We start from the raw sequence: 25,707 nt of genomic DNA on the forward strand, positions 1-25,707 counted from the left end.
GATAGCTAGCCGGATGGGATGATGTTTGCGAACACGATTGATCCGACGGCAAAGAGTCCGGCTTTCTCACCCATGAAGCGTGTGATGGTGCGCAATGCATTGCTGAACGGTTTGCCTCCGGAAGAATCGGCGGTGATTTTTCCGCGCCTTCGATCGATCAACTTCCCGCGCAATGCGATCCTGCGCGAGCAGCGAAGGCCGCTCGAGACGATCGGGTTCGTCGAGACCGGACTTGTCTCGCTTCGTCGTCTGTCGGGAGAGAGCTCGATCGAAATTGCGTTGGTAGGCCCCCAGGGAGTCTTGGGAGCTTCAGTTCTGCTGGGCCCCCGCAATTCTCTCTATCAGTCAGTCGCAGTCACGGCGGGCAGCCTGCTGACAATCAGCGCGGACGAATTCCTCGCGGTCATCGGCGACTGCCCCAGACTCGGGGAGCGCGTTCTGGGAAATGTCCATGGGTTATTGCTTAACAGCTCGCAGATCGCCCTGTGCGGCATGCGTCACTCTCTCGAGCAGCGACTGGCGGGCTGGATCTGCTACGCCTCAGAAACGCTCGGCAACTCGCCGATACCTGTGACTCAGCACTATCTTTCGACGGTCCTTGGGCTGCGCCGGGCTGGCGTGACCGAGGCTCTCATCAGATTCGAAAACGAAGAGCTGATCACGCGAGCCCGCGGTACCCTGCGAATTCGGAGCAGCGAGCTCCTGCGGCAGCGCGCTTGCTGCTGTCATTCGATTTGCGCCGGCGGTCGCTGTACGTCTTCCTGATTGCAGATCAATCCCGATCGCCTAACCGTTTCCCGTTCGGCAGCGCCGCGCGAGCCGCGGCTGTTGGTGTCGTTGCTCCGTAGATTTGCGGACAGTAATTTGCACGCAACGTGCACAAATGATGCGGCGAAGGCACACGCGATCGTCTGGTGCTGTCAAGTGTACGTTCCGGACCGAGTTTACCGAATGTTGATCCGGCAAATCAGTCATTGTCCAACGCGCAGTGCGGATTAGGCCGCGCTGCCTCACTTGATTGATCCGCCGCTGAACGACGTGGCTCGGAGACTGGCAGCGAGAGTGAGTTTCTTTGGGGGGAGAACGGAGGCTACCTCGCGTCGCGCGCGGGTCTCTGTTCAGATTCAGCTTGGAGGGTATATGCTGAACTTGAGGAGCCTTGTTCTTGGCTCGACTGCGGGCCTGCTGACGGTGAGCGCTGCTGTCGCCGCGGATCTGCCGGTGAAGGCCAGGGCGGTCGAATATGTGCGGGTCTGTTCGCTTTACGGCGCCGGCTTCTATTACATTCCCGGTACCGATACGTGCATCAAGCTCGGCGGCTATCTGCGTGCAGAGGTCGCCCTCGGGACGATCAGCATGTACAACGGCGCCTTCAATAGCGTCGGTGGCTCCCAGAACCGGTTGAGCAACTACTACACGGCTCGCGCCCGTGAAGATCTCAACATCGATACGCGCACGGCCACCGAATACGGTGTCGTCCGCACGTACTTCGATGCCGTCTACCATTGGACCACCGGCAGCTATGTCGGCTCGAACAGTGCGACCGGCGCTACGGCCTATAGCGGCACCCTCGTGGCGGGAACGTCGGCAACCGGTTCGACAACTCTGTATGGCTCCGGGTCTGGTAACGTCAACAACACGGATGGCAATACGTCCGGTGGTGGACTCGGTGTCTATCTCGCCTTTATTCAGTTCGCCGGCTTCACCATGGGCAAAGCGGTTTCGCAGTTCGACGCGCCCTGGACCGGCTACCCGGCCAACAATTTCGATTCGCTTGTCGGCGGTGGGGCCGATCCGACCGGCGTCAATCAGTTCACCTACACGGCCGATTTCGGCCAAGGCGTGACCGCGACCGTCTCGGCGCAGGATCAGACCGCTTACTTTCAAAGCGCAATCTGGAATACGAGCGGAATAAGCCCTTCGGGTATCATGGGCGGTTCCTACGGCGCTAACACCCTTGGCGGCTCACGCGCGCCGGATCTTGTGGGCATGGTTCGGGTCGATCAGGCCTGGGGCCTGTTCCAGGCTTCTGTCGCCGCGCATGACAACCAGACTGGTTATTACGGTGCAACGGAGGTCGCGGGTCATGCTGCCGACAAGTGGGGCTGGGCTGCTCAGTTGGCATTGTCATTCAAGAACATTCCCACGGGAGCGGGTGACACGCTGAACGTGCAGGGCGTCTACACGAATGGTGCGAGCCGTTATAATTTCGGCTACAATCTCCCGGCCTCGTTCTCGATGTTTGGGAGCACCGGCCTGGCTGGGGCCTATCAGAGTGTTGCGATTGCCGGCCTCTCGGATGCAGTGCTCGCCACTGGCGGTAGCCTTCAACTCACCACGACGTATGGTTTCCGCGGCGGTTACACGCACAATTGGAATCCTTACTGGAACACTGGCCTCTACGGAGCATGGGCCGCCGTTCGGTACAATGGGACGGCGAAAGGTCTGATCTGCGGCAGTGCTGCCATCACGACTCTGGCGCTGACAGGGACCTGCAACCCCGACTTCAATATCGGGCAGGCCGGCGTAATCACTCGCTGGACACCGGTGAAGAATCTGACGTTCTCAGGCGATTTCAACTGGACGAGGCTCGACCAGAAGTATTCCGGAACGATCACAGCTCCGGTGACTCCTGCCGCAGGAAAGCCGGCAGCAGTCTATGAGCTGAAAGATCAGAACAGCCTCACTCTGCTGCTGCGTGCCCAGCGCAACTGGTAGGCCGCCGTCAATGATCGACGCAAGACCCCGGCAGAGATCTGCCGGAGTCTTGCGCGCATTTGTGCAGCGACCGGCTGGCCACTGTGTTGGGTTTATACAGCGAAAAAGCCATAGCTTAATGTTGGCAGGTCCGGACCAAACTTCGGCATCGACGAATTCATCCGAGATGATCAAGTCCAGGAAATCTGTAAGCGCTCTCCTTCTGGCGCTGCTGGCGGTTCTTGCAACCGGTGCACTCGTCAGTACTGCCGCCCAGATGGCCGCAGCCTTCAGCCATTATCGCGACAGCCTCGAAGCGCGCCGCTTTGCGGCAGCGGACAAGGCAATTTTCGAGGGTGTCCTGTCTTTGCGCAACAGCCGCGGCGACGCCCAGAGCGCGCTTTTGAGTGATGACGACCCTCGCGCGCGGCTGATGGACATCGAAGGGGTAGAGCGGGCCGGCTACGAGTCAATCGTCGCTGCGCTCGCTACGGTCGACTTCGACGGTCGAGACGAGCTCGCCGGAGCTATGTAGCAGCAGTGGAGCGATGCCGCGCCACAGTTTCGTCTGTTCTTCGATGAGGCCGCGCGTTCGCGGCTGGACCGGAAGATTGAGCGAACGAACGCCTGGTACGAGGGCGTGAGAAAGATCATCGATACCGCGAACGGCACCTCAAAAATCTTGCGACAGCCAACGAGGAGCAAGCTTTCTGAAGCGGACGGGTCGGTCTTCAGTGGTGCAAGTGCAACGCAAGATTTCTGGAGTGACGGCAGACAGTGCGAGGCTGACGAGCAACCTCGGTTCTCGAAGATGAAAATTGTCACTCAATCGCCACGTAATCGCGTGGGCGTGCTGATCCACCCGAGATCAAGCCGTTCCTAGGGTGTGGGGTGGTCGCGTTCCCCGCGACCACCGAGTATGGCTTGTCAATTCGTCGGCCCGTCGCCGCGAATGGCGAACGTCATCACCTTCAGTCTAGTCATGCCGAATTTGTCGAACAGCTTGTCATAGGTACCGTCGGCGCGGATCGTGGTGAGGGCATCGGCGACGGCCTGGGCCAGCTGCTTGTCACGAAAGGCAAGAGTGATGTCGGTGCCGGCGATGTCGCGGACCCAGATCTTTGCGATGCCCTTCTGCTCGAGCGAGTTCGCGGTCTCGTTGATATTGAGAGCCGCCTCGAGCTGGCCGGCGCGCAGCGCCGCGGAGGTGGCGGTGACGGTGGTGAAGGTGCGCAGCTCGATCGGCTTGAGCCCCTTGGCCTCCATCGCCGTGCTGAACTCGCGCGCCTTGCGCTCGGTGTAGGTCGCCGATTCCACGCCCACCACCCGGCCGGCGAGATCCTCGAACTTCTCCAGCTTCAGGCTGGAGGAGGGATCGGTGTAGATGCTGATCGCCTGCTGCGCGTAAGGCACGAGGTAGAGCATCTTGGAGCGCTCCTCGGTCCAGAACAGGCCGGTGTTGATGGCATCGAACCGCCCCGAGCGCAGCGCCGGGATCATCGGCGGGAAGTCCATGCGCAGGAACACCGCCTCGACGCAGATGCGCTTGGCGATCTCGCGGGCGAGCTCGACATTGAGGCCCTGCAGCTCGCCCTTATCGTCGACGAATTGCTGCGGCGGCAGCGTCGGGTTGATCGACATCTGCCATTTCGGCGCCTCGATCAGGCTCGATGCCGGCACTTTCGGCGTGCAGGTCTGGGCGCCGGCCGCCTGGGTCAGGCCGGCCAGAAGGACGAGGGCGGAGACGGTCTTGGGAATTCGCATCTGAATACTCCGATCAAATCGTGGGTGGCAGAGGAGCCGTTCTCCGGTCCGAATTCTTCTTCATTGTCTCGTCACATGGCCGCCGATGCATCGGCTTGCCGGGTCAGGATTAGCGAGATGTGGCGGGCGGCGGTCACCACCTCGTCGCGCTGGTTGAGGAGGTCGAGCGTCTCGATGACGATGCCGCGCTCGGGGTTTTTGGTCGGGCGCTTCTCGACGAAGCGGAAGCGCACACGTAACGTATCGCCGGCAACGATGGGTCCCCTGAACTTCACCTCGTCCCAGCCGAGCGAGGCGACAGAGGTCTCCTCGTACAGCTTCAGCTCCGACTTCAGCCCTTCCATCAGCGACAGGCCGTACAGGCCGTGGCCGATCACCGCGGGAAAACCGCGGGAGCGCGCATAAGCGCCATCGACGTGGAGCGGATGATGATCGCGCGTGACGTCGGCGAAGGCCGCGATATCGGCCTCCGTCACGGTGTGCACGGCAGTCTCGAACTCCGCGCCGAGCGCGATGTCTTCGTAGCGGAGATTGATCGGGGCGCTGGCGTTCATGCAGATCCCTCAGGCAACCTTCCGTGGCCGCGACGGCAGCGCCTTGAAGCTCTGCGCGATCCCCATCGGGCCGGAGCGGAAGATGCGCGGGTCCATATCCTTCAGTTGCGGGCTGATGCGAGGCTTGAAGCCCATATGGGCGAGGATGTCCTCTTCCAGCCGAACGCCGGGTGCGATCTCGGTCAGTGCCACGCTGCCGTTCTCCAGCTCGAACACCGCGCGCTCGGTCACGTAGCTCACCTGCTGACCGCGCTGCGCGGCAAGCGACGCGCTGAAGCTGATCTGGCCGACCGCGGGCACGAATTTGCGGAAGGCGCCGTCGCGCCGGATCGCGAGACGGCCGTTCTCGACGCCGATGTCGAACTTGCCGCCGGTCATGGTGCCGCTGAAGATCAAGCGCCTCGCATTCTGGGTGATGTCGATGAAGCCGCCGGAGCCGTCACGACGCTCGCCGAACCGGGTGACGTTGACGTTGCCGGCCTCGTCGACCTCCGCGAAGGAGAGGAAGGCGCAGGAGAGGCCACCGCCATCGTAGAAGTCGAACTGATAGGCCTGGTCGAGAATGACGCGCGGATTGATGGCGGTACCGAACTCGCGCGCATGGCCGGGCACGCCGCCGACGACGCCGGATTCCACCGTCAGCGTGATCAGGTCGGAAATGCCTTCCTCGGCCGCGACATTGGGGATCATCGCGGAAATGCCGACGCCGAGATTGACGACGTCGCGCGGGCGCAGCTCGAAGGCGGCGCGGCGGGCGATCACCNNNCCCGCCGCTCGGTGAGCGGATCGGGTGCGATCATCGCGACCGGCACGCGGCTCTCGCCGCAGCGCGCCGGATCATAGGCGGTGCCGTAGGTCTGCATCTGCCCGGGCTCGAGCACGACATGATCGATCAGGAAGCCGGGGATCTTCACCATCTGCGGATGGATCGATCCGCGCTTCACGATTCGCTTGACCTGACAGATCACGGTGCCGCCGGCATTGTGCACGGCCTGCGCGATCGAGATATCCTCGCGGGTCGTGCCCTCGTGCTCCATGCTGATATAGCCGTCTTCGTCGGCCGACGTGCCGCGGATGATCGCGACATCAGGCGGACCCGGGACGCGATAGAGCAGCCACGACTGGCCGTGCAGCTCGAGCAGGTCGACCAGCGGTTCGGTGGTCCGCTTGTTCATGCGGCCGCCGTCCTGGCGCGGATCCATGTAGGTGTTGAGGCCGACATGGGTGAGCACGCCCGGATGTTTCGCGGCCATGGCGCGGCAGAGCTGGCTCATTACGCCTTGCGGAAAATTGTAGGCATCGATCAGCTCGTCGCGGACGAGACGCATGAACGGCACCTGAAGGCCGAAATTGCCGCCAATCACGCGGGCGATCAGGCCTTCATGGGCGAGATGGCACAGGCCCTTCTCGGTCACGGCGCCGACGCCGGTGATGTTGATCAGCGTCAGATTGTGCGGCCCGTGGCCGCCGAGGAAGCGCTGCTCCAGCGCATCGAGGATCGCTTCGGCAGCTCCGGTGCCGCCGTTGCCGCCGACGATCAGCGTGTCGGCATCGCGGATGAGAGCTGCGGCCTCTGCCGCCTTGATGATGTTCAGCATGAGTGCGCTTCCCGCATCACGCGCCCTCCTTCTCGACCTGGCGGGCGATGATCAGCCGCTGGATCTGGTTGGTGCCCTCGTAGATCTGGGCGAGGCGTACGTCGCGGAACAGTCGCTCGATGCGGTACTCGCGCGAATAGCCGTTGCCGCCATGGATCTGGAGCGCGTTGGAGACGTGCTTCATCGCCATGTCGGTCGTGAACAGCTTTGCCTGCGCCGCCTCCTTGGCAATCGGCTCGCCGGCATCGTGCAGGCGCGCGGCGTGGTGGATCAGAAGGCGCGCGGCGGAGATGTCGGTCGACATGTCCGCGAGCATGAACTGCACCGCCTGGAAGCCAATGATGGCCTGGCCGAACTGCTTGCGGTCCTTGGCGTAGGCGGTGGCGTCCTCGAACGCAGCCTGCGCCATGCCGAGCGCCATCGAGGCCATCATCAACCGGCTGAAGTTGAAATTGCTCATGGCCATCTTGAAGGCCTGGTTCTCCGGCCCCATCACGCTGTCGGCCGGCAGGCGCACGTCGGAGAAGGTGATCTGGCAGTCGTCGAGACCGTGCATGCCGAGCAACTCCTCGTTCTTGCCGCGGGCAATGCCGGGCAGGGCACCGTCGACCAGAAGGCAGGAGATGGAACGGTGGCCCGTCTCGCTGCCGGTGCGCGCGAACACCATGATGCGGTCGGCGACGCCGCCGAGCGTCACCCAGGCCTTGGTGCCATTCAAACGCCAGCCATTGCCGTCGCGCACTGCGTTGGTGCGGATTCCCGCGACATCGGAACCGTGGTCGGGCTCGGAAACCGCGGTGGCGGGAATGATGTCGCCGCTCAAGATCTTCGGGATTAGTTCCTTGTGCGCCTCGGTGCCGTGATGGTCGAAGAACAGCACGGCTTCTACGGGGATCGCGAAGGCGTTGGCGATTGCGCCGGAGCAGCGCGCCAGCTCCTCCATCGCGATGCAGGCCGCGACCGCGTCGAGGCCGGCACCGCCGGCGCCTTCGCGCAGGCAGATGCCGAACAGGCCGAGATCGGCCATGCCCTTGTAGAGCGTGCGATCAAACCGATCCTCGCGGTCGATCGCGGCGGCGCGCGGCAGGATCTCGGCTTCGGCGAAGCGGCGGGCGGTCTCGCGCAGGGCTTTCTGATCTTGGCTGTAGAAGCGGTCCATGGCGTGCGGCTCCCGTCAGTCGCTGGCGAGCTTGGAATCGTGGGAGACCTCGCTGCGGTCGCGATCGAGGAAATAGACGGCGACGTCATCGCCCGGCACGCCATAGGCGCTGCACACGCCACGCGTGAGTGCGATGGCAGCGGCGCGGCGCTCGGCTTCGCTGCGGCGGAATGCGTGCACCTTGAGCAGGATGCGCTGGCCGGTGCCTTGAATTCCCATCGTCCCGGCATGGGCATAGTCATCAGGCGCAATCGGCAGGAAATAGAGCGTGACCGTATCAGCGGTGACGCCGAAGGTCGACATCAGGCCGTCGGTCACGGACCGCGCCAGCGCGGCCTTGCGCTGCGGCGGAACTTGCGGGGCGAGCACTTCGACATAGGGCATCGATCAGACCTTCGCGGATTTGGCCGCAGATGATTTGGATGGAGACGATTTGGGCCTCGCCGATCTCGCAGGGGCCGGGGCGTCGATCTGGCGGCAGGAGTCGCGCTTGATCAGCCGGGCGCCGACCCGATATTCGCGAACACCCTCACTGCCGTTGCCTTTGGCGTCCATGCGATGCAGCAGCCGGTCGACGGCGAGATTGGCAAGGTCCCGTGCGCCGTTGTCGACGATGCTGATGGCCGGGCGATGCCATTCGAACCAGGGCATGTCCTCGTAGCAGAGCAGCGAGAGATCATCGGGAATGGCGATGTTCCGTTCCGCGGTGACGCGCAGTACGCCGAGCGTCGCTTCGTGATTGGCGACGAAGATAGCGCTCGGCGGGCGGGGGAGATCGAGTAGCTTGCGGGCGCAGGTCGCGCCGGTCTCGGGCACGAAATGGCCGGCATGGATCAATGTGTAGTCCCTGGCGATGCCGGCCTCGCGCAGGGCGCGGACATAGCCGGACAACCGTTCGCGGCCGGACGTGGTGTCCTGGCGACCGACGATCAGGCCGATGCGCTTGTGCCCGAGCTCGATCAGGTGACGCGTGCCCAGATAAGCGCCTTGCGGATCGTCGGCGAGCACGGTCTCGAGATCGGTCGCGTCATCGCGCCGCACCAGGCAGACGATGGGCACGTCCTTGGAGAGCGCCTTGAGCTGCGCGCCGTTCTTGCCGGTCGGCACGACGATCAGCCCGTCGATGCGGTGGTCGATCAGCGTGGTGAGGGTGTCGCTCTCCTGCTGCGGATCGTCGCCGCCGATGCACAGAAGCATCTGATAACCAAGCGCCTTCAGGCGCGCCTGTACCACTTCGGCCATCACCTGGAATGAGGCGTTGGTGAGATTGTGGACGAGAAGCGCCACGAGCCGCGACTGTCCGGTCTTGAGGCCTCGTGCGATCGGGTTCGGCCGATAGCCGAGCTCGCGCGCGATGCGCACCAGGCGCTGCTGCGTACGCTCGCTGGTCAGGCCGGTTCCCGTCAGCGCTCGGGAAGCAGTGCTGACTGAAACACGGGCCGCCTGTGCCACATCTTTGAGCGTGACGCTCATCCAACCTGCCGATAGACTGCAAACGATTGCAGGAACGCTAAGAGCTTATTCCACACGGATCAAGCTCAAAAAATGGATGGTGGTGCCCAATGCGGAGACAATTATGCAAACGATTGCATAAAGTCTGCGGTTATTCCGCAGGAGGCAGCCATCGCTTGAATTCACCCTTTCACCCGGCAGTTTCTTGATGAAGACGTTCCGCGGCACCTACACCGTCATGATCACCCCGTTCACGGCAGCGGGCGAGGTCGACGTCGCGGCATTGCGCGCCTTCGTCGACTGGCAGATCGCGGAGGGCATTCATGGGTTGATCCCGCTTGGCTCGACCGGCGAGTTCCTGTCCATGGACGATGACGAGAAGGCGCTGGTCGCGGAGGTCGTCATTCGCCAGACCGCGGGCCGCGTTCCCGTGCTGATCGGCACCGGCGCGGAGGATACGCGAGAGGTGGTGCGTCTCAGTCGCCGTGCCGAAAAACTGGGCGCCGACGGCGTGATGATCATCCCGCCGTTCTATTCGACGCCGACAGACGGCGAGCTCGTCCATCATTACAAGACGGTTGCCGACGCGATCGCGCTGCCGATCATGGTCTACAACAATCCGGCAACCGCCAATGTCGATCTCAAGCCGCAACTCGTGGCGCGGATCGCCGAGATCGACAACTGTCTCTATATCAAGGAGTCGACGCTGGAGGTGACGCGGGTGCGCGACATCATCCGCCTCTGCGGCGACAGGATGACGGTGTTCGGCGGCATCCTCGGCTTCGAATCCTTCGTTGAAGGCGCGCAGGGCTGGGTCGCCGTGGCCTCCAACGTGGTCCCGGCGGAGATGGGCCGCATCTTCAGCCTTGTCGCCGACCACGGCGCGATCAAGGAAGCGCGCGAGCTCTATCTCAAATACCTGCCGGTGATCGAATTCGTCGGTGGCCAGGCCTACGTCGCCGGCAGCAAGGCGCTGCTCGGTCATATGGGCTTTGCGGCCGGCAATCCGCGCCCGCCACGCCTGCCGCTGCCGGCAGCGCAGGATGCTGCCGCGCGTGCCCTCGTCAAGAGTTTCGATCTCGTGTGGCGCGGCGCGCCGGTTGTGGCTGCCTAAACTGAGGTGTGAACGGATGAACCTGCTCGACGGCGTCAAGATCCTCAGCTTCAACCACTATCTCGCAGGCCCGCTGGCCGCGCAGACGCTGGCCGATCTCGGCGCCGACGTCATCGCGGTCGAGCCGATCGAGGGTGCGTTTCAGCGCAACTGGGCGGTCACCAATCATTTCGTCGCAGGCGACAGCGTCAATCATCTGGCGACCGGCCGCAACAAGCGCAGCCTCGCCGTCGATCTCAAGCACCCCGACGGCATCGCCGCGGTGAAGAAGCTGGTGGCGGCGGCCGATGTCGTGATGGAGAATTTCCGCCCCGGCACCATGGCGAAGCTCGGTCTCGGTTACGACACGCTCAAGGCGATCAATCCCGGCCTGATCTATGCGGTGGCGACCGGATTCGGGTCGGAAGGGCCCTACAAGGATCGCCCCGGCCAGGATCTGCTGCTCCAGGCGATGTCGGGTCTCGCGATGCGGACGGGGCGGGCGGACGGCGAACCGACGGCGGTCGGTGCCGTCATCGTCGATCAGCACGCCGCCTCGCTCTATGCCATGAGCATCCTCGCGGCGCTGTTCGCCCGGACGAAGACCGGGAAGGGGCAGCTCGTCGAAGTCAACCTCTATCAGGCCGCTCTCGATCTCCAGCTCGAGCCGCTGACCGCTTGGCTGAACGGCGCGCCATCGCCGACGCCGCGCGGCCCGGCCGGCATCGCGGCCTGGTTCAGCCCCGGTCCCTATGGCATTCACGCGACGGCCGACGGTCATCTCGCGATCTCTATGGCATCGCCCAAGGCGCTCGCGGTCGCGCTCGACAGCGACGAGTTGAAACGGTTCGGTGATGCCGACAGTTTTTCGAAGCGCGAGGAGATCACGCGGATCGTTGCAGCCCGGCTGAAGCAGAAGCCGACGGCGGAATGGCTGCCCGCGCTGGAAGCCGCGCGGGTCTGGCACGCGCCGGTGCAGGATTATCGCGACCTCGAGACCGATCCCCAGCTCGAGCACCTCGGCGTGTTCAAGAGCGCCGAGAGCGCAGGGGGCACGCCGATCCGCATGGTCGCGCATCCCGCGCGCTATGACGGCCGGACCCCGGAGGTGCGGCTGGTGCCGCAACGACTGGGGGCGCAGACGAGGGAGGTGCTCGGCGAGATCGGCTACGGCGCCGCGGAGATCGACGCGATGGTCGCCGGCAAGGCCGTCGGGGTGGCGCGATGATCGATTTCTCAGTCCCCGAGGAGACGCGCCTCCTGGTCGACACCGTCCGCCGCTTCGTCGAGACGGAGGTGCAGCCGCTCGAAGACGTTGTGGAGCAGACAGCTACGGTGCCGGCCGATGCACTGGCGGTCACCAAGGACAAGGCGCAGAAGCTCGGCCTCTACGCCATGAACATGCCGGCGGATGTCGGCGGCGGCGGGCTGTCCTGCGTCGAGCATTGCCTCGTCGAGGAAGAATTTGGCAAGACGTCGGACGCGCTGATCCGCCGCGTGTTTGGTCAGGTCTATCCGATGCTGATGGCCTGCAAGGGCGATCAGGTCGAGCGTTATCTGCTGCCGACGGTGAAGGGCGACAAGATCTGCGCCATGGCGATTACCGAGCCGGGCGCCGGCTCCGACGCGGCGTCGATCAGCACGACCGCGCGTCTCGATGGCGATGTGTGGGTGCTCAACGGCACCAAGCATTTCATCAGCGACGGCGACATCGCCGATTACGTGATCCTGATGGCGCTGACCGACAAGGACAAGCGTGCCCGCGGCGGCATCACGCTGTTCCTGGTCGATCGCGACACGCCCGGCTTCAAGGTCGCGCGCACCCAGCCGATGATGGGCCATCGCGGCTATGGTCATGCCGAGCTGAGTTTTGAGAATTGCCGCATTCCGAAGGCGACCGTGCTCGGGGAGGTCGGCGGCGGCTTCAAGCTGATCATGCAGAGCGTCCTCCAGATCCGGCTCGCCCATATCGGCGCGCGCGCCGTCGGCATGGCACAGCGCGCGCTCGAGATGATGCGCAGGCACGCCGGCGAGCGGCGCCAGTTCGGCCAACTGATCGGTGACTTCCAGATGGTGCAGAAGCTGATCGCCGATTCCGCCACCGAGATTTTTGGCGTCAAGATGATGGTGATGAACGCCGCCTGGGACATCGATCAGGGCAAGGATGCGCGCGACAAGGTCTCGATGATCAAGGTCGCGGCGTCCGAAATGCAGGGCCGTGTGGTCGACCGTGCCATCCAGGTGTTCGGCGGCATGGGCTTCAGCAAGGACCTGCCGCTGGAGCGAATGTATCGCGACGCTCGCGTCACCCGCATCTACGACGGTACCTCCGAAATTCACCGCATGCTGGTTGCGCGCAGCACCATCAAGAACGGCTTGCAGCTCTAGGGAAGCGATCGATGTCTCACGCACCTGTCAAGCCCGGCGCAGCCTTCGCATTCCGCAAGACCATGACGGTGGCCGAGCAGGCGATGTTTACCGGCATCAGCGGCAATCTCGGCGGTCTCTATGTCGACGCCGTCCGCGCCAGGAAGGCGGGAGCCTCCAACATGGTTGCGTTCGAGCTTGCCGTGGGCGGGCTTGCCACGACCTGCCTCAGCCAGCTCGGCGGACCGACGCGGCGGATCGGCAGCATCGCCCTTAATTTCGCTGCGCCCGTGATTGTCGGCGACTCCGTAGAAGCCAAAGCCGAGATCGTCTCAGTCTCGGGCGACGAAGCGACCTGCCGCGTCACCTGCACGCTGTCGCCCTCGGGTGCGACCGTGGTGGACGGCACCGCAACGCTGGTTCCCTTTGCCAAGGCCTGAGCCATGTACGAGCCGAAGTCGTTCGACGATCTCAAGGTGAATGACAGGGTCAGCCTGAGCAAGACCATCACCGAGGCCGATGGCGCGCTCTACATCGCCGCGACCGGCGATTTCGGCCCCGTTCATGTCGACGAGGTCTATGCCGGCGCGACGCGCTTTGGTCGCAGGCTGGCGCCGGGGATCATGATTGCAGGCCTCTGCACCAGCATTCTCACCAGCGAGCTGGTCGGCACCATCGGCGTGTCGGTGGAGGACCGCTTCTGGTTCACCGGTCCCGTGTTCTACGGCGACACGCTCACCTTTGACGTCTGGATCGCCGAGCAGCACGACGAGACCCGCACGATCATCTGGGAAGCGAGTGCCCGCAACGAGGGTGGCCTCGAAGTGATGAAGGCACGCGCGAGCCTGAAATTTCCACGGCGCAAACCGTCATGAGCAAGGCGATGAAGAAACCGGATTTGCGCGGCGTCACGGTCGCGACCGTGCTGCCCTTCAGCGACGACAGCTCGATCGACTGGGACGGTTACGCCCGCGTGCTCGACTATTGCGCGTGCCCGGACGGCATCGCGGCGGTGTTCGTCAACGGACATGCCGGCGAGGGCGGGTCGCTCTCGGACGACGAGCGTCAGGCGGTGATCGAGCGGACGCGCCGGCAGGTCGGCGGCAAGCCGCTGCTTTCAGGCATCATCGCGCATTCCACCGCGGAAGCGATCCATCAGGCCCAGCTCGCGGAAGCTGCCGGCGCTGATTGCGCCGTCTTGTTCCCACCCGCGCCGCTCGGTGGCGGTGCCTCGGCGACCTCGCGCGCGCCGGTGGCTTTCGTGCAGGCAGTCAGCTCCGCGATCGGAATCCCGATATCGATCTTCCAGTATCCGCTGGCATCGGGATTTGGCTATTCGCCGGAGACCCTGGCCAAGATCGCCGCGCTTGACAGCGTCATCGCGATCAAGGAAGGCAGCGACACTATCTTCGCCTATGACGAGAACCGGCGGGCGGTGAAGCAGGCCGACGCTTCCGTCGCCATCCTGCCGTCGAACTTCAACTGGTTCCTACCGCAGCTCGCCGTCGGCGGCGACGGCATTCTCTCCGGTCTCGTCAGCCTCGCGCCGCATCTGTTCATCGCGCTGTGGCAGGCCTCGCTCGCCGACGACCTCAAGGCGATGCGCGCCGTCAACGAGCGGCTCTATCCGATCGTCCACGCCATCTACGGGCCTGCGCCGATCATGGACATGCACACGCGCATGAAGGTTGGGCTGAAGGCGCTCGGCCTGATCCGTAACGCCGATCCGCGGCCGCCGCTGCTGCCGGTTCCGCCCGCGCTGTGCGACGCCATTGCAACCACGGTCGGCACGGCGCGCGCGGCCGGCGACATCCGTCTGGCATGAGGAACGAATAGATGCCGGACGAAGCCTTCATCCATATCGTGCGGGTCGACATCGATCCGGAGCACGAGGCTGCGTTCAACGTCTGGTACGAGCAGACGCATTTCCCTGATCTGCTCGCCTGTCCCGGCTGGCTCTCGGCAAAGCGCTTCGTCTCCATCGGCGACGGGCCGAAATACGCCGCGATGTACGAAGTCGCGGGGCGATGGGCGTTCGAGACGCCCGAGTTCCTGAAAGTGAAGGGCTTTGGTCCGTTCGAATCCCTGGTGAAGAATTTCATGCGCATCCAGCTCAGGCCGATGTCGGGACCGGTCTGAGCAGGTCGAAGACGATGTCGCCTGCCGTGTCGCGAGATCCGGTCGGCAGCGTCCAAGAAACGTCGAGGGGGAATCCCGGGCGAGGGACTGCATCGGTCATTGGCGTCTTACTGGAGGTATCCATGGTCTCGACACTGTTTCGCTTGAGTGCGGCTGCCGCGCTCGTTCTCGCATCCACTGCGGTGCATGCCGCCTGTACGCCTGCGATCACCGACGACAATCTGATTGCGCCCGGGAAGCTGCAGCTCTCCATCAACCCGACCAATCCGCCGCAGCAATTCGTCGACAAGGACGGTCAGCTGCAGGGCCTCAACGTCGAGCTCGCCGCCGAGCTCGGAAAGCGGTTGTGTCTTCCGGTCGAACTCGTCCGGATGGATTTTCCGGCGATGATTCCCGCGCTCAACGCGGCCCGCATCGACGGCATCGATACCGGCATGTTCTGGACCGAGGAACGTTCCAAGCTGATGTACATGGTGCCCTACGCCATTCAGGCGATCTCGGTCGTGGTGGCGCCGGACCGCGGCACAAAAATTGCTACCGAAAACGATCTGATCGGAAAATCATCCGCCGTCGAGGTCAGCAGTTACCAGATGAACTGGCTCAAGAAGCTCAGCGATGCCAGCGTGGCGAAAGGTGGAGCCGCCGTCGAAATGCGGACGTTCCCCACCGCGACCAACGTCGTCAGTGCGCTGCTGGCGGGACAGGTCGACAACGCATTGCTCGTTGATAGTGTGGCGCGCGATCTCACCAGCCGCGGCCGCGTCAAGGAAGTGCTGAGCGGCCTCGGCACCGCGCGCACGACGCTCGGTTTTCGCAACAAGGTGGTGGTCGATGCCGTCGTCAAGGCGCTCAACGCGATGCGCGCCGATGGCAGCTACCAGGGACTGTTCGACAAGTTCGGCCTGACCAGCATGCCGGCCGACCAGCCGCTTGCGATCGCCGGCCCCGGTCCGGCCCGACTAACGGAGACCAGCCGATGAGCCATTTCAGTCCGACGGCCGCCGTCAGCTACTTCTTCAATTACTTCCTGATGAAGGGAGTGCTCGTCACCATCGGCTTGACGGTGGCGGCGGTGGTCGGCGGATTGATCCTCGGCATGGGCATCGCGTTGTTGCGCATGTCGTCCAATCCGCTGCTTGCGGGCGCGGCTCGCTTCTACATCTGGTTCTTCCGCGGTACGCCGCTCCTGATCCAGCTCGTCGTGATCTACAGCGGCTTGCCGCAGCTCGGCATCAAGTTCTCCGTGATCACCTGCGCGCTCGTCGGCCTGATCCTCAACGAAGCGGCCTATCTCGCCGAGATCGTACGCAGCGGCTTCATGGCGGTGTCGGCGGGGCAACGCGAGGCCGCCTGGGCGCTCAGCTTGTCGCCCTGGGTGACGTTTCGCCGCGTGACCCTGCCGCAGGCGTTCCGGCTGATGATCCCGCCGCTCGGCAACTCCATCAATTCGCTCTTGAAGGCGACCTCGCTTGCCTCCGTGATCTCGGTCGAGGAGCTCATGCGTCGCAGCGACATGCTGATGCAGGAGCATTTCCAAATCCTCGAAGTCTATGCGGCTGCAACGGCGTATTACTTGATCCTCACCTCGGCCTGGGATGCGCTGCAGCGCCGGCTCGAGAAGCATTTCGGTCGATCGAGTGCCGCGAAAACCAGGCGGGTCGCAGCGAGCGCGCCGGTCGCACAGGCGAGCGTGGAGGCCCGCGCATGAGCGAGATATCGATGACGACGGCCGAAGCTGCAACGGTGCAGCCGCAACTGCGTGAGGTGCCCGCGGTCCGCATGGAGGCGGTCTACAAGCACTATGGTGATTTCACCGCGTTGAACGAGGTCGATCTCAAGGTCTCCAAGGGCGAGAGGATCGTGGTCTGCGGTCCCTCCGGTTCGGGCAAATCGACGCTCATTCGCTGCATCAACCACATCGAGAAGCACGACGAGGGCCTCATCTACGTCAACGGCATCGAGCTCGACCGCCAGCGCAAGAACATCGATGCCGTCAGGCGCGACACCGGCATGGTGTTCCAGAGCTTCAATCTGTTTCCGCACATGACGGTGCTGGAGAACTGCATCCTGGCGCCGATGACCGTGAACGGCCTGTCGGAGGCGGAAGCCAGGGACCTCGCCATGCATTTCCTCACCAAGGTCCGGATTCCCGATCAGGCCGAGAAATTCCCCGGGCAGCTCTCGGGTGGCCAGCAGCAGCGCGTCGCCATCGCACGCGCGCTGTGCATGCGTCCCAAGATCATGCTGTTCGACGAGCCGACCTCGGCGCTCGATCCGGAAATGGTCAAGGAGGTGCTGGAGACCATGAAGAAGCTCGCGGAGGAGGGCATGACCATGGTGTGCGTGACCCACGAGATGGGCTTTGCCCGCGAGGTCGCCGATCGCATCGTGTTCATGAACGAGGGCAAGGTGGTCGAGCAGGCCGCGCCGGAGGAGTTCTTCAAGCATCCTAAGTCCGAGCGAGCGCGGACGTTCCTCGACCAGATCATTCACTAGGTGGCGATGTCGGCCGTGCTGCGGACATTCAGCGACCGCCTGCGCGGCATTCATGCCGCCACCATCGTGCCGATGACGCCCGACTTCGAGATCGACGAGGTGCAGCTCGCAGCCCATCTCACCTCGGTTGCGTCCACGTCCGGCATCAATGGGCTCCTGGTCAACGGCCACGCCGGCGAGAACTTCGTGCTGTCTCTGGCAGAGAAGCGGCGCGTGGTAGAGCTGGCGCGCCAGCACGCGCCGAAGGATTGCGTGATCGTCTCCGGGATCAATCATGAATCCAGCCTGGAGGCGGCGCGCGAGGCGGCTACGCTGGAACAGGCCGGCGTGGACGGGCTGCTGGTGTTTCCTCCCAACAGCTGGGCACTCGGCCATGCCGATGATTGCGTGATCGAACATCACCACCACATCCGCGATGCTACGACGGTGCCCTTGATGCTCTACGCTGCGCCCGTCGGCGCGGGCGCGATGGCCTACGCGCCGCCGCTGCTTACGCGGCTCGTCGCCGATCCCCGTTTCGTTGCGGTGAAGGAAGGCAGCTGGGAGGTTGCGGCCTATGAACAGAACCTCAGGCTGATCCGCAAGCAGCGACCGGACTTCGTCGTGCTCGGCTCCGGCGATGAGCATCTGTTGACGAGCTATATCGTGGGCTCGGCCGGCAGCCAGGTCAGCCTCGCCTGCGTGGTGCCGGAACTCGTGGTCAGCCTCTGGACTGCGGCGGAGGTCGGCGATTGGGAGCGGGCGCGGGCCGCGCACGACAAGCTGTATCCGCTTGCGGTTGCGATCTACCGCGATGCGCCCGGGGGACGGGCAACAGTGCGGCTTAAGGCGTGCCTGAAATTGCTCGGCCGCCTGTCGTGCGACGCGGCGCGGCCGCCGCAGCCGGCGGCGACACGCGGTGAGTTGCAGGCGCTTGAGCAGGCACTGCGCGTCGTCGGCGTGCTCTAAGCCGCGAAGAACGGATTGGCCGGCCGCGCGAGGCCGAGATGATCGCGCAATGTCGTTCCCTCATAGTCGGCGCGGAAGAGCCCGCGCTCCTGCAGGATCGGCACCACGAGCTCGACGAAATCCTCGAAGCCTTCGTGGAAATAGGGCGGCATGACGTTGAAGCCGTCGGCGGCGTGTTCCTCGAACCAGAGCTGCAACGTGTCGGCGATGCGCTCGGCCGAGCCGCACAGCACCCAATGGCCGCGGGCGGCGGCGGTGAGATTATAGAGGTCGCGCAGCGTCATGTTCTCGCGGCGGCCCTTGGCGAGCATGACGCTGGCGAAGCTGTGATAGCTGTCCGACGGCGCAATGTCGGGGATCGGCCCGTCGAGATCATAGGCCGACATGTCGCGGCCGAACCGGTCCGACAGGATGGTGAGCGCATTGCTGCCGCTGACAAAGCTCTGGAGCGTGTTGAGCTTCTCGAAAGCTTCCTTGTCGGTGCGGCCGACCACGGGCATCACGCCCGGCAGCACCGTGACGTCCTCCAGCCTGCGTCCGAATGCCGGCAGGCGCGTCTTCAATGAGGCGTACCCGGCCTTGGCCTCCTCGATGTCCTGCACCACCGAGAACACGATGTCGGCAGTACGTGCAGCGAGCGCTTGCCCGGCCTCGGAGCCGCCGGCCTGAAGCACGACGGGGCGGCCCTGTGGGCTGCGGCCGATGTTGAGCGGGCCCTTCACCTTGAAGAAGGCGCCGTCATGGTCGATCGCGCGCAACTTTGCGGGATTGATATAGAGGCCACTGGCCCGGTCGGCGACGATGGCGTCGTCGGCCCAGCCGTCCCACAGACCCTTGACCACGTCGAGGAATTCGCCGGCCATCTCGTAGCGGCGGGCGTGGTCGGGGTGCGTCGTGCCGAAATTCGCCGCCGTCGCCGGATTGGCCGTCGTCACGGCATTCCATGCGGCACGGCCTTTGGAGATGTGATCCAGCGAAGCGAAGACGCGCGCGACCGAGAACGGATCGCTGTAGGTGGTGGAGACGGTGGCGCCGAGGCCGATATGGCTGGTCGAGGTCGAAAGCGCGGCCAGCATCGTCAGTGGCTCCAGCCGCAACGTGTAGGAGGGATGGGCGGCGGCGTCGGCGTAGAGATTGTCGCCCATGAAGATCAGGTCGAACTTGCCGCGCTCGGCGATGCGGCCGATCTCCTGGATCGCCGCAAAATCCTGAAAGCTGTCGACCGCGCCGGAATAACGCCAGCCCGCCACATGGCTGCCGGTGCCGAGGATGAACAGGCCGAGATGCATCTGTCGTTTCATGACGTCACGTCCAGAATAGGAGTTTTCGCTCGAGGAAGCCGACCAGGCCGAAGAAGGCGAGGCTCGCGGCGGAGGCCACGAAGATCGCCGACCAGACCTGAACGAAGTCGATCTGGAGCACGGCCTGGTAGATCACCCAGCCGAGCCCGCCATGGGCACCGAGCATCTCGGTGACAATCGCCACGATCACGCTGCGCACGGTGGAGACGCGCATGCCGGCCAGCAGCAGCGGCAGGGCGGTCGGCAGGCGCAGACGCCACAGCACACTGAGGCGGCTTGCGCCAAAACTCTTCATCAGGTCGACGGCGCGCCGATCGACCCGGTCGAGCCCGGCCAGCATCGACAGCAGGATGGTGAAGCTCACCGCCATCGCCACCATCACGATCTTGGAGCTGACGCCGATGCCGAACCAGAGCAGGATCAGCGGCGAATAGCCGACCACGGGCACCGAGTTGATCGCGGTCGCGAGCGGCAGGATCGCGCTACGCAACGCCGGCACCAGGCCGATGGCGACGGCGAGGCCGATGCCGATCAGGCAGCCGAGCCCGTAGCCCACGATCGCCTCGATCAGGGTATAGCCGGCGGCGTCGAAGAGGATTGTACGCTTGGACCAGAGGCCGACGAGGATGTCGCTGACGGCGGGCAGGACATAGGCCGGCAGATGCAGTCCGCGCGCCGTGCCTTCCCAGCACGCGATCAGGAGGACGGCGCCGAGAACGCTGCGCTGGGCGGCGAGCGAGGGAGAAGCAAGCGCGCGGCTCATTGCTCTGCGCTCCAGAAGACGAGGCGACGCTCCACCGCGGCGACCACGGCATAGAAGCCGGTGCCGAGCAGGGCCGCCGCCAGCAGCGCGCCCCAGATCGCGACGACATTCTCGGTGAACATGGCCTGGAGCAGCAAGACGCCGAGGCCGGTGGTGTCGCCGAACCATTCGCCGACGATGGCGCCGACGAGGCTCAGCGATGCAGCAAGGCGCAACGCCACGAAGATTTGCGGCAGCGCGGTCGGCAGCTGCAAACGAAGCAGAAGCTGGCGGTTGGAGGCGCCGAAGCTGCGCATCAGGGCAACCTGCTTGGGATCGACCGTCTCGAGGCCCAGCAGCGTGTTCACCGTCACCGGAAAGAAGGTCAGGTAGAAGGCGATGATGGCCTTGGCGAGCAGCGTGTTGCCGAACCACAGTACCACCAGCGCGCCGAAGGCGATGACCGGAATGGTCTGCGACACCACGAAAATCGGGAAGATCATCTCGCGCAGCGCGCGGACGCGGAAGAACACGATGCCCATGAGGACGCCGAAGGCGCCTCCGGAGGCGAAGCCGATCAGCGTCTCTGCCAGCGTGCGCAGGAAGCCGTCGATGTAGGCCCGAGGTGTGGCCGCCATCGCCATCAGGATCGTGCTGAGGCGCGGCAGGTAATAGGGACGGATGCCGAACAGCAACACTGCGCCTTCCCAGATCACCGCCGCAATGGCGAGGCCGAGCATGAGCCGGATCAGCTTGCGCAGCGAATCCGGCATCGTGATCGACCGCGCCGCGGCGGCGGCCTCACTGAGCGATGTTGCGGCAGGGCTGCTCATGGCAGCCGGTCCGCCACAGGGACGCTCTGGATGAAGCTTGCGTTATAGGCGGCGGCAAGGTCGAGCGGCTTGGAGATCACGCCGTACTTCAGGAAGAAGTCGTGGGCGGTCTTGACCGCATCAGTATCGATCCAGAATAGGCCATTCTTGGCGGCTGCGCCTGATGTCATCAGGCGCTTCACCTCGGTGAGCATGAACTCCTGCTGCGCGCGGTCGAGCGTCGGGGCTGCGGCCATCACGGTGTCGACGGCGCCCTTGGGATCGGAGAAAGCGTCCTTCCAGCCCTTCAGCGACGCGCGCAGGAATGCCTTGACCAGCTCCGGCTTCTCCTTGGCGGTCGCTTCGGCCACGATCAGCGTGTCGCGCGGGAAGGTGATGCCATAATCCTCGGCGACGAAGGTCTTCAGGCTGTCCTTCGGCATGCGCGACTGGATGGTGTAGAATTCGTTGTAATAGGTCGCCGTGACCACGTCGACGCTGCCGTCGACGAAGGGCGTCACCGAGACCTGCTGCGGCTGGATCTTCAGTTCGTCCGGCTTGACGCCTTCCTTGGCCAGCATCCCGGTCAGCACGTGATTGGCGCCGGTGAACCAGGTGGTGACGGTCTTGCCCTTGAAGTCCTGGATCGTCTTCACCGGCCCGTCCTTGCGGGTGACGAAGATGAAGGGCGTGATCTGGTGCGAGACGCCGATGCAGACGATCGGTAGGCCCTTGTCGCGGGCGGCGAACACGCTGTCGGTGCCGCCGGACAGGCCGAACGTGTCGGCGCCCGTCGCGACCAGGTTCTCGGTGAGCAGGTTGGGCCCGCCAGGATTGATGGTGAGGTCGATGCCCTCGGCCTTGTAGTAGCTCTTGGCCGCCGCGACGTAGAAGCCGGCGAACTGGGCCTGCGGCAGCCATTTCAGGCGCAGGCTCGCCTTCTGCGGCTCGGCTGCCGGCGCAGCCGTGACAAGCGAGCCGGTCGCCAGAGCGATGGCGGAGAGGACGGAGAAGGCGTGGCGTCGGCTCAACATGGTCATGCTCCAGGCGGTGAAAATCAATTGCGGTAAGACGGATCGGTGCGATCGAGCTGGCGCATCAAGGCCGGCCATTCGCGTTCGCCGGGCACGAGGATGTCGCCCTGCAATTCCCAGAACTGGCGGGCGGCCTTCTCGCAGACCTCGTGCGGCGGCATCACGAGCGCGGCGCCGGCCGCGGCCGCCGCCTGCATCTGAAGCTGGATCCGCGCGGCGCGCTCGAAATAATAGAGCAGCATGAAGGCCTCGCCCGGCGTCCGGCCGACGGTGAGAATGCCGTGGTTGCGCATCAGCATCACCTTGTGCGGGCCGAGGTCGCGTACGAGGCGCGTCTGCTCGTCGAGATCGATGGCGACGCCTTCGTAATCGTGGAAGGCCTGGCGGTCGTAGAAGCGCATCGCGAACTGGCTCAGCGGCAACAGGCCTTTCTCCTGCCCGGAGACCGCGACGGCGGCGTCGGAATGGGTGTGCAGCACGCAGGCCGCCTCGTGGTTCGAGGTGTGGATCGCGGCATGGATCACGAAGGCGGCAACGTTGACGGCCTGCGGCGTGTCGTCGAGCTTGTTGCCTTTGGTGTCGATCTTCACGAGGCTCGACGCAGTGATCTCGTCGAACAGTAGTCCGTAGGGATTGATCAGGAACTGATCGTCGTGGCCGGGCACGCGCAGGGAGATGTGATTGTAGATCAAATCGTCCATGCCGAGCTTTGCGACCATGCGATAGCAGGCCGCGAGCTTGATGCGGGCATCCCATTCGGCCGGATCGATTTCGCGCGGCTCTCTCGCTGACATCACGCTCACTGCGGCTTCTCCTGCGCGATGGAGGACTGGAACGATTTCATGCTTTCCTCCTCGATCGCATCGAGCAGCGTGCGCTTGAGACGTACGAATTCGGAGGAGGTGACGATGTCCGGCCGGCGCGGGCGCGGCAAATCAACGGCCTGTTCGAGCTTCACCGAGCCCGGCCGCGCCGTCATGACGAGCACGCGATCGCCGAGGAAAATTGCCTCGTCGACGTCATGGGTGATGAAGAGAATGGTGCGCCGGTATTTCTGCCAGACATCGAGCAGCCAGCGCTGCATCATCGCACGCGTCAGCGCGTCGAGAGCGCCGAACGGCTCGTCGAGCAGCATCAGATTACGCTCGAACAGGAAGGTGCGCATCAAGGCCACGCGCTGGCGCATGCCGCCCGACAATTGATTTGGATACTGCTTCTCGAAGCCGGCGAGGCCGAACTCGGGCAGCATCTTCAGTGCCTTGGCGCGTGCCTGATCGCGCGGCATGCCCTCGACCTCGAGCGCGAGGATGGCGTTGTCGACCACGTTGCGCCAGGGAAACAGCAAATCGCGCTGCGGCATGAAGGAGACGCGGCCGAGCAGGTCGGCGGCATGGCAGCTCTTGCCCTCGAAGCGCAGGATGCCTCCGGCATCCGGCTCTTCCAGTCCGGCGACGATATTGAAAAGGGTGCTTTTGCCACAGCCGCTTGGGCCGACGACGGTGACGAACTCGCCGGGCGCGATGCTCGCCTGAAGTCCCGACAGTGCCGCGACAGCACCGAATGTCTTGTTGATCGCGCGAAGTTCAAGCAGCGGCTCAGGCCTGGGCTGAGCTTGCGGGGCTTCGGTGGCGGGGCCGGGATGGGGAAGGCGGGCAGCCTGCACCGGGATGTCCTTGTATAATGGTAGCGGCCGTTCGCATACGAAAGCGGGCCGCGCTGAAATCTCTTAGCAACTCGTGTGCCAGTGCGATTCTCGTGTAAATCAGGCATGAGACTTGCGAAAACAGCGGCGCAAACGTCGGAATTGCTTCGCATCTCTGGCAGAAAACAGGCCGATTGGCAGGATACAGGTGCCATTATGTATACTTATATCGGCGTTGGAGAAACATAATGGCGAGTATTGGTGCACATAGCGCAGGCAAGCGCGCCAAAAATGGGCATGAAACCCTCACCGCAAGCCCCGGCATGACGCTCGCCGAAAGCCTGCGCCAGAGGCTCGAGGGCGCGATCGCAGCCGGCCACCTAGAGCCGGGCAGCCGGCTCGATGAGCAGGAGATCGCGGAGCGCTTCGGCGTCTCGCGCACGCCCGTACGGGAGGCGTTCCGCCTGATGGCAGCGAATAATCTGGTCGAGCTGCGCGGACGGCAGGGGGCGACGGTCCGCAGCATCAAGGCGCAGGCGCTGATCGAGATGTTTCAGGTCATGGCTGAGCTCGAAGGGCTCTGCGCGCGGCTTGCCGCAAGGCGCGTGTCCCAGGCCTGGGGCGCCGAAATTGGCGAGATTCATCAGAGGCTTGTCGCGGCAGGCCAAACTGGAGACATCGACGTCTTCTACGACATCAACCAGGAATTCCATGAAGCGATCTACGAGGCTTCGCGCAACAGCTTCCTCGCCGATCAGACCCGCAGGCTGCGCAATCAGGTAGCGGCCTATCGCCGCCGGGTGACGCGGATGCCGAACCGGATCGCCGATACCGTTCGCGAGCACGAGGCGATCATGCAGGCGATCCTGGCACACGACCCAGAGCGGGCGCACAGCGCCATGCGCGACCACGTCAACCTGCTCGGCGACAACTTGCTGGACTTCCTCGCCGCCTTCGAATGACCTTTCGATCTCTTGGTATGCAAATTGCTACACCTTGTATATCTAGCTTGCATCCTGGAGACCCGGAGTGGACCTGAAGCTGACGAACAAGACCGCGCTCATTACCGGCGCGTCGAAAGGAATTGGACTGGCGGTAGCCGAGCTCTTCGCCGCCGAGGGGTGTCATCTCCATCTCGCCGCCCGCAACGGCGAAGCGATGCTCGAGGCCAAGAAGCAGCTCGAAGCCCGTCATGGCGTGAAGATCACCATCCATGCGCTCGACCTGTCGAGCACGGCCGCGATGGAGAAGCTCGCGGCCGAGGTCGGCGACATCGACATCCTCATCAACAATGCCGGCGACATCCCCGCCGGCTCGCTGGAAATCCTCGACGACGCCGCCTGGCGGCGCGGCTTCGATCTCAAGGTGTTCGGCTACATCACGCTGTCGCGCCTTTATTATCCGCGGATGAAGGGCAAGGACGGCGTCATCATCAACATCATCGGCAATTCCGGTGAGAACTGGGACGCGAGCTACATCGCGGGCTCAACCGGCAATGCGGCGCTGATGTCCTTCACCAAGGCGCTCGGCGGCCGCAGCCTCGACCACGGCGTCCGCGTCGTCGCGGTCAATCCGGGGCCGGTCGCCACCGACCGGATGCTCAAGATCATGAAGCGCAAGGCGATCGACATGCTCGGCGACGAAAGCCGCTGGGAGGAGCTGTTCGACAAATATCCGGGTAAACGACCCGCGACATCGGAAGAGGTTGCCGATCTCGTCGCCTTCCTGTCCTCGCCGCGGTCCGGCTACATCACCGGCACCGTGGTGACGATCGACGGCGGAATCGCCGCGCGCGGCTCGGTGATCTGAGGCGTCGATGTCGAAGCCTCAATCCGCCGCACTGGTCCGCAACCGCTATTTCGACGAGCTCTCGGCGACGCCGGGACTCTATTGGCTCGGCCAGAACACC

The 25,707-nt window shown here is 64.1% G+C and carries 27 protein-coding genes and 2 pseudogenes; 16 read left to right on the forward strand and 13 right to left on the reverse strand.

The window, feature by feature from the left end; all coding sequences use genetic code 11:
- Positions 1-21: 21 nt before the first annotated feature.
- The 3 genes from AYJ54_RS42525 (at position 22) to AYJ54_RS42535 (ending at position 3,232) form a co-directional block, all read left to right on the forward strand.
- The gene (locus AYJ54_RS42525) at positions 22-765 is read left to right on the forward strand and encodes a Crp/Fnr family transcriptional regulator (protein WP_161491949.1); all 744 of its coding nucleotides are present in this window, start codon (positions 22-24) and stop codon (positions 763-765) included.
- 375 nt (positions 766-1,140) lie between these two features.
- A complete protein-coding gene (locus AYJ54_RS42530; RefSeq protein ID WP_063708443.1) occupies positions 1,141-2,718 on the forward strand; it encodes a porin in 1,578 nt (525 codons plus the stop codon).
- Positions 2,719-2,884: 166 nt separating this feature from the next.
- Positions 2,885-3,232, forward strand: coding sequence for a hypothetical protein (locus AYJ54_RS42535; protein ID WP_063708444.1), 348 nt, complete (start codon positions 2,885-2,887; stop codon positions 3,230-3,232).
- Positions 3,233-3,624: 392 nt separating this feature from the next.
- On the opposite strand, the gene AYJ54_RS42540 is transcribed toward AYJ54_RS42535, so the two are convergent.
- From AYJ54_RS42540 to AYJ54_RS42565, 7 genes and pseudogenes are all read right to left on the reverse strand, one after another.
- On the reverse strand, positions 3,625-4,461 hold the full coding sequence (locus AYJ54_RS42540; protein ID WP_063708445.1) for an ABC transporter substrate-binding protein: 837 nt from the start codon (positions 4,459-4,461) through the stop codon (positions 3,625-3,627).
- A gap of 71 nt (positions 4,462-4,532) precedes the next feature.
- Positions 4,533-5,015, reverse strand: coding sequence for a MaoC family dehydratase (locus tag AYJ54_RS42545; protein WP_063708446.1), 483 nt, complete (start codon positions 5,013-5,015; stop codon positions 4,533-4,535).
- Positions 5,016-5,024: 9 nt separating this feature from the next.
- Positions 5,025-5,778 (reverse strand): annotated as a pseudogene (locus AYJ54_RS53235) (acyl CoA:acetate/3-ketoacid CoA transferase); the annotation flags it as partial.
- 3 nt (positions 5,779-5,781) lie between these two features.
- Positions 5,782-6,613, reverse strand: a pseudogene (locus tag AYJ54_RS53240) (CoA-transferase); the annotation flags it as partial.
- Between the two features lie 16 nt (positions 6,614-6,629).
- On the reverse strand, positions 6,630-7,772 hold the full coding sequence (locus tag AYJ54_RS42555) for an acyl-CoA dehydrogenase family protein (protein ID WP_063708447.1): 1,143 nt from the start codon (positions 7,770-7,772) through the stop codon (positions 6,630-6,632).
- A 15-nt stretch (positions 7,773-7,787) separates the two neighbouring features.
- On the reverse strand, positions 7,788-8,156 hold the full coding sequence (locus AYJ54_RS42560) for a tautomerase family protein (RefSeq protein ID WP_063708448.1): 369 nt from the start codon (positions 8,154-8,156) through the stop codon (positions 7,788-7,790).
- A 3-nt stretch (positions 8,157-8,159) separates the two neighbouring features.
- Positions 8,160-9,245, reverse strand: coding sequence for a LacI family DNA-binding transcriptional regulator (locus AYJ54_RS42565; RefSeq protein ID WP_063708449.1), 1,086 nt, complete (start codon positions 9,243-9,245; stop codon positions 8,160-8,162).
- 184 nt (positions 9,246-9,429) lie between these two features.
- Between AYJ54_RS42565 and AYJ54_RS42570 the strand changes: the two genes are divergently transcribed.
- The 11 genes from AYJ54_RS42570 (at position 9,430) to AYJ54_RS42620 (ending at position 18,267) form a co-directional block, all read left to right on the forward strand.
- Entirely contained in the window at positions 9,430-10,338 is a 909-nt protein-coding gene (locus AYJ54_RS42570) for a dihydrodipicolinate synthase family protein (RefSeq protein WP_063708450.1), read from the forward strand.
- A gap of 16 nt (positions 10,339-10,354) precedes the next feature.
- Entirely contained in the window at positions 10,355-11,545 is a 1,191-nt protein-coding gene (locus tag AYJ54_RS42575; protein ID WP_063708451.1) for a CaiB/BaiF CoA transferase family protein, read from the forward strand.
- The gene (locus AYJ54_RS42580) at positions 11,542-12,705 is read left to right on the forward strand and encodes an acyl-CoA dehydrogenase family protein (RefSeq protein ID WP_063708452.1); all 1,164 of its coding nucleotides are present in this window, start codon (positions 11,542-11,544) and stop codon (positions 12,703-12,705) included. Before AYJ54_RS42575 ends, AYJ54_RS42580 begins: the two co-directional genes overlap by 4 nt.
- An 11-nt stretch (positions 12,706-12,716) precedes the next feature.
- Complete coding sequence (locus AYJ54_RS42585) at positions 12,717-13,124, forward strand: MaoC/PaaZ C-terminal domain-containing protein (RefSeq protein WP_063708453.1); 408 nt, start codon at positions 12,717-12,719, stop codon at positions 13,122-13,124.
- Positions 13,125-13,127: 3 nt separating this feature from the next.
- Positions 13,128-13,559, forward strand: coding sequence for a MaoC family dehydratase (locus AYJ54_RS42590; RefSeq protein WP_063708454.1), 432 nt, complete (start codon positions 13,128-13,130; stop codon positions 13,557-13,559).
- Positions 13,560-13,567: 8 nt separating this feature from the next.
- Positions 13,568-14,509 carry a dihydrodipicolinate synthase family protein gene (locus tag AYJ54_RS42595; RefSeq protein ID WP_245329299.1) on the forward strand — a complete coding sequence of 314 codons (942 nt, stop codon included), beginning with the start codon at positions 13,568-13,570 and terminating at the stop codon, positions 14,507-14,509.
- A gap of 11 nt (positions 14,510-14,520) precedes the next feature.
- On the forward strand, positions 14,521-14,823 hold the full coding sequence (locus tag AYJ54_RS42600; RefSeq protein ID WP_063708456.1) for a DUF4286 family protein: 303 nt from the start codon (positions 14,521-14,523) through the stop codon (positions 14,821-14,823).
- Positions 14,824-14,945: 122 nt separating this feature from the next.
- On the forward strand, positions 14,946-15,803 hold the full coding sequence (locus tag AYJ54_RS42605) for an ABC transporter substrate-binding protein (protein ID WP_063708457.1): 858 nt from the start codon (positions 14,946-14,948) through the stop codon (positions 15,801-15,803).
- Positions 15,800-16,531, forward strand: a complete 732-nt coding sequence (locus AYJ54_RS42610) for an amino acid ABC transporter permease (RefSeq protein ID WP_063708458.1) — start codon at positions 15,800-15,802, stop codon at positions 16,529-16,531. Before AYJ54_RS42605 ends, AYJ54_RS42610 begins: the two co-directional genes overlap by 4 nt.
- On the forward strand, positions 16,528-17,319 hold the full coding sequence (locus AYJ54_RS42615) for an amino acid ABC transporter ATP-binding protein (protein ID WP_063708459.1): 792 nt from the start codon (positions 16,528-16,530) through the stop codon (positions 17,317-17,319). The genes AYJ54_RS42610 and AYJ54_RS42615 overlap by 4 nt, the downstream gene beginning before the upstream one ends.
- 6 nt (positions 17,320-17,325) lie before the next feature.
- A complete protein-coding gene (locus AYJ54_RS42620; protein WP_063708522.1) occupies positions 17,326-18,267 on the forward strand; it encodes a dihydrodipicolinate synthase family protein in 942 nt (313 codons plus the stop codon).
- Here AYJ54_RS42620 and AYJ54_RS42625 read toward each other — a convergent pair.
- From AYJ54_RS42625 to AYJ54_RS42650, 6 genes are read right to left on the reverse strand one after another with little or no spacing between them, the layout of a single operon-like run.
- Positions 18,264-19,568: an LLM class flavin-dependent oxidoreductase gene (locus tag AYJ54_RS42625; RefSeq protein WP_063708460.1), complete on the reverse strand. Its 1,305-nt coding sequence runs from the start codon at positions 19,566-19,568 to the stop codon at positions 18,264-18,266. The genes AYJ54_RS42620 and AYJ54_RS42625 overlap by 4 nt on opposite strands.
- Before the next feature lie 4 nt (positions 19,569-19,572).
- Entirely contained in the window at positions 19,573-20,331 is a 759-nt protein-coding gene (locus AYJ54_RS42630) for an ABC transporter permease (protein ID WP_063708461.1), read from the reverse strand.
- On the reverse strand, positions 20,328-21,143 hold the full coding sequence (locus AYJ54_RS42635; RefSeq protein ID WP_063708462.1) for an ABC transporter permease: 816 nt from the start codon (positions 21,141-21,143) through the stop codon (positions 20,328-20,330). Before AYJ54_RS42635 ends, AYJ54_RS42630 begins: the two co-directional genes overlap by 4 nt.
- The gene (locus AYJ54_RS42640) at positions 21,140-22,156 is read right to left on the reverse strand and encodes an ABC transporter substrate-binding protein (RefSeq protein WP_063708523.1); all 1,017 of its coding nucleotides are present in this window, start codon (positions 22,154-22,156) and stop codon (positions 21,140-21,142) included. Before AYJ54_RS42640 ends, AYJ54_RS42635 begins: the two co-directional genes overlap by 4 nt.
- A 23-nt stretch (positions 22,157-22,179) precedes the next feature.
- Complete coding sequence (locus AYJ54_RS42645) at positions 22,180-22,959, reverse strand: class II aldolase/adducin family protein (protein ID WP_082906114.1); 780 nt, start codon at positions 22,957-22,959, stop codon at positions 22,180-22,182.
- Positions 22,956-23,819 (reverse strand): ABC transporter ATP-binding protein, encoded by an 864-nt coding sequence (locus AYJ54_RS42650; protein WP_082906115.1) that lies wholly within the window; start codon positions 23,817-23,819, stop codon positions 22,956-22,958. The genes AYJ54_RS42645 and AYJ54_RS42650 overlap by 4 nt, the downstream gene beginning before the upstream one ends.
- Positions 23,820-24,046: 227 nt before the next feature.
- Between AYJ54_RS42650 and AYJ54_RS42655 the strand changes: the two genes are divergently transcribed.
- Positions 24,047-24,760 carry a GntR family transcriptional regulator gene (locus AYJ54_RS42655; protein ID WP_063708463.1) on the forward strand — a complete coding sequence of 238 codons (714 nt, stop codon included), beginning with the start codon at positions 24,047-24,049 and terminating at the stop codon, positions 24,758-24,760.
- A 67-nt stretch (positions 24,761-24,827) separates the two neighbouring features.
- Positions 24,828-25,607 carry an SDR family oxidoreductase gene (locus AYJ54_RS42660; protein WP_063708464.1) on the forward strand — a complete coding sequence of 260 codons (780 nt, stop codon included), beginning with the start codon at positions 24,828-24,830 and terminating at the stop codon, positions 25,605-25,607.
- Positions 25,608-25,707: the final 100 nt, after the last annotated feature.

This window comes from Bradyrhizobium centrolobii (assembly GCF_001641635.1).
GTDB lineage: Bacteria > Pseudomonadota > Alphaproteobacteria > Rhizobiales > Xanthobacteraceae > Bradyrhizobium > Bradyrhizobium centrolobii.

What these genes read in the sequence shown, in the direction of transcription:
- AYJ54_RS42525 (WP_161491949.1), top strand. Translation starts at nt 22, where the DNA reads ATGTTTGCGAACACGATTGATCCGACGGCAAAGAGTCCGGCTTTCTCA.
- AYJ54_RS42530 (WP_063708443.1), top strand. Translation starts at nt 1,141, where the DNA reads ATGCTGAACTTGAGGAGCCTTGTTCTTGGCTCGACTGCGGGCCTGCTG.
- AYJ54_RS42535 (WP_063708444.1), top strand. Translation starts at nt 2,885, where the DNA reads ATGATCAAGTCCAGGAAATCTGTAAGCGCTCTCCTTCTGGCGCTGCTG.
- AYJ54_RS42540 (WP_063708445.1), bottom strand. Translation starts at nt 4,461, where the DNA reads ATGCGAATTCCCAAGACCGTCTCCGCCCTCGTCCTTCTGGCCGGCCTG.
- AYJ54_RS42545 (WP_063708446.1), bottom strand. Translation starts at nt 5,015, where the DNA reads ATGAACGCCAGCGCCCCGATCAATCTCCGCTACGAAGACATCGCGCTC.
- AYJ54_RS42555 (WP_063708447.1), bottom strand. Translation starts at nt 7,772, where the DNA reads ATGGACCGCTTCTACAGCCAAGATCAGAAAGCCCTGCGCGAGACCGCC.
- AYJ54_RS42560 (WP_063708448.1), bottom strand. Translation starts at nt 8,156, where the DNA reads ATGCCCTATGTCGAAGTGCTCGCCCCGCAAGTTCCGCCGCAGCGCAAG.
- AYJ54_RS42565 (WP_063708449.1), bottom strand. Translation starts at nt 9,245, where the DNA reads ATGAGCGTCACGCTCAAAGATGTGGCACAGGCGGCCCGTGTTTCAGTC.
- AYJ54_RS42575 (WP_063708451.1), top strand. Translation starts at nt 10,355, where the DNA reads ATGAACCTGCTCGACGGCGTCAAGATCCTCAGCTTCAACCACTATCTC.
- AYJ54_RS42580 (WP_063708452.1), top strand. Translation starts at nt 11,542, where the DNA reads ATGATCGATTTCTCAGTCCCCGAGGAGACGCGCCTCCTGGTCGACACC.
- AYJ54_RS42585 (WP_063708453.1), top strand. Translation starts at nt 12,717, where the DNA reads ATGTCTCACGCACCTGTCAAGCCCGGCGCAGCCTTCGCATTCCGCAAG.
- AYJ54_RS42590 (WP_063708454.1), top strand. Translation starts at nt 13,128, where the DNA reads ATGTACGAGCCGAAGTCGTTCGACGATCTCAAGGTGAATGACAGGGTC.
- AYJ54_RS42595 (WP_245329299.1), top strand. Translation starts at nt 13,568, where the DNA reads ATGAAGAAACCGGATTTGCGCGGCGTCACGGTCGCGACCGTGCTGCCC.
- AYJ54_RS42600 (WP_063708456.1), top strand. Translation starts at nt 14,521, where the DNA reads ATGCCGGACGAAGCCTTCATCCATATCGTGCGGGTCGACATCGATCCG.
- AYJ54_RS42605 (WP_063708457.1), top strand. Translation starts at nt 14,946, where the DNA reads ATGGTCTCGACACTGTTTCGCTTGAGTGCGGCTGCCGCGCTCGTTCTC.
- AYJ54_RS42610 (WP_063708458.1), top strand. Translation starts at nt 15,800, where the DNA reads ATGAGCCATTTCAGTCCGACGGCCGCCGTCAGCTACTTCTTCAATTAC.
- AYJ54_RS42615 (WP_063708459.1), top strand. Translation starts at nt 16,528, where the DNA reads ATGAGCGAGATATCGATGACGACGGCCGAAGCTGCAACGGTGCAGCCG.
- AYJ54_RS42620 (WP_063708522.1), top strand. Translation starts at nt 17,326, where the DNA reads ATGTCGGCCGTGCTGCGGACATTCAGCGACCGCCTGCGCGGCATTCAT.
- AYJ54_RS42625 (WP_063708460.1), bottom strand. Translation starts at nt 19,568, where the DNA reads ATGAAACGACAGATGCATCTCGGCCTGTTCATCCTCGGCACCGGCAGC.
- AYJ54_RS42630 (WP_063708461.1), bottom strand. Translation starts at nt 20,331, where the DNA reads ATGAGCCGCGCGCTTGCTTCTCCCTCGCTCGCCGCCCAGCGCAGCGTT.
- AYJ54_RS42635 (WP_063708462.1), bottom strand. Translation starts at nt 21,143, where the DNA reads ATGAGCAGCCCTGCCGCAACATCGCTCAGTGAGGCCGCCGCCGCGGCG.
- AYJ54_RS42640 (WP_063708523.1), bottom strand. Translation starts at nt 22,156, where the DNA reads ATGTTGAGCCGACGCCACGCCTTCTCCGTCCTCTCCGCCATCGCTCTG.
- AYJ54_RS42655 (WP_063708463.1), top strand. Translation starts at nt 24,047, where the DNA reads ATGGCGAGTATTGGTGCACATAGCGCAGGCAAGCGCGCCAAAAATGGG.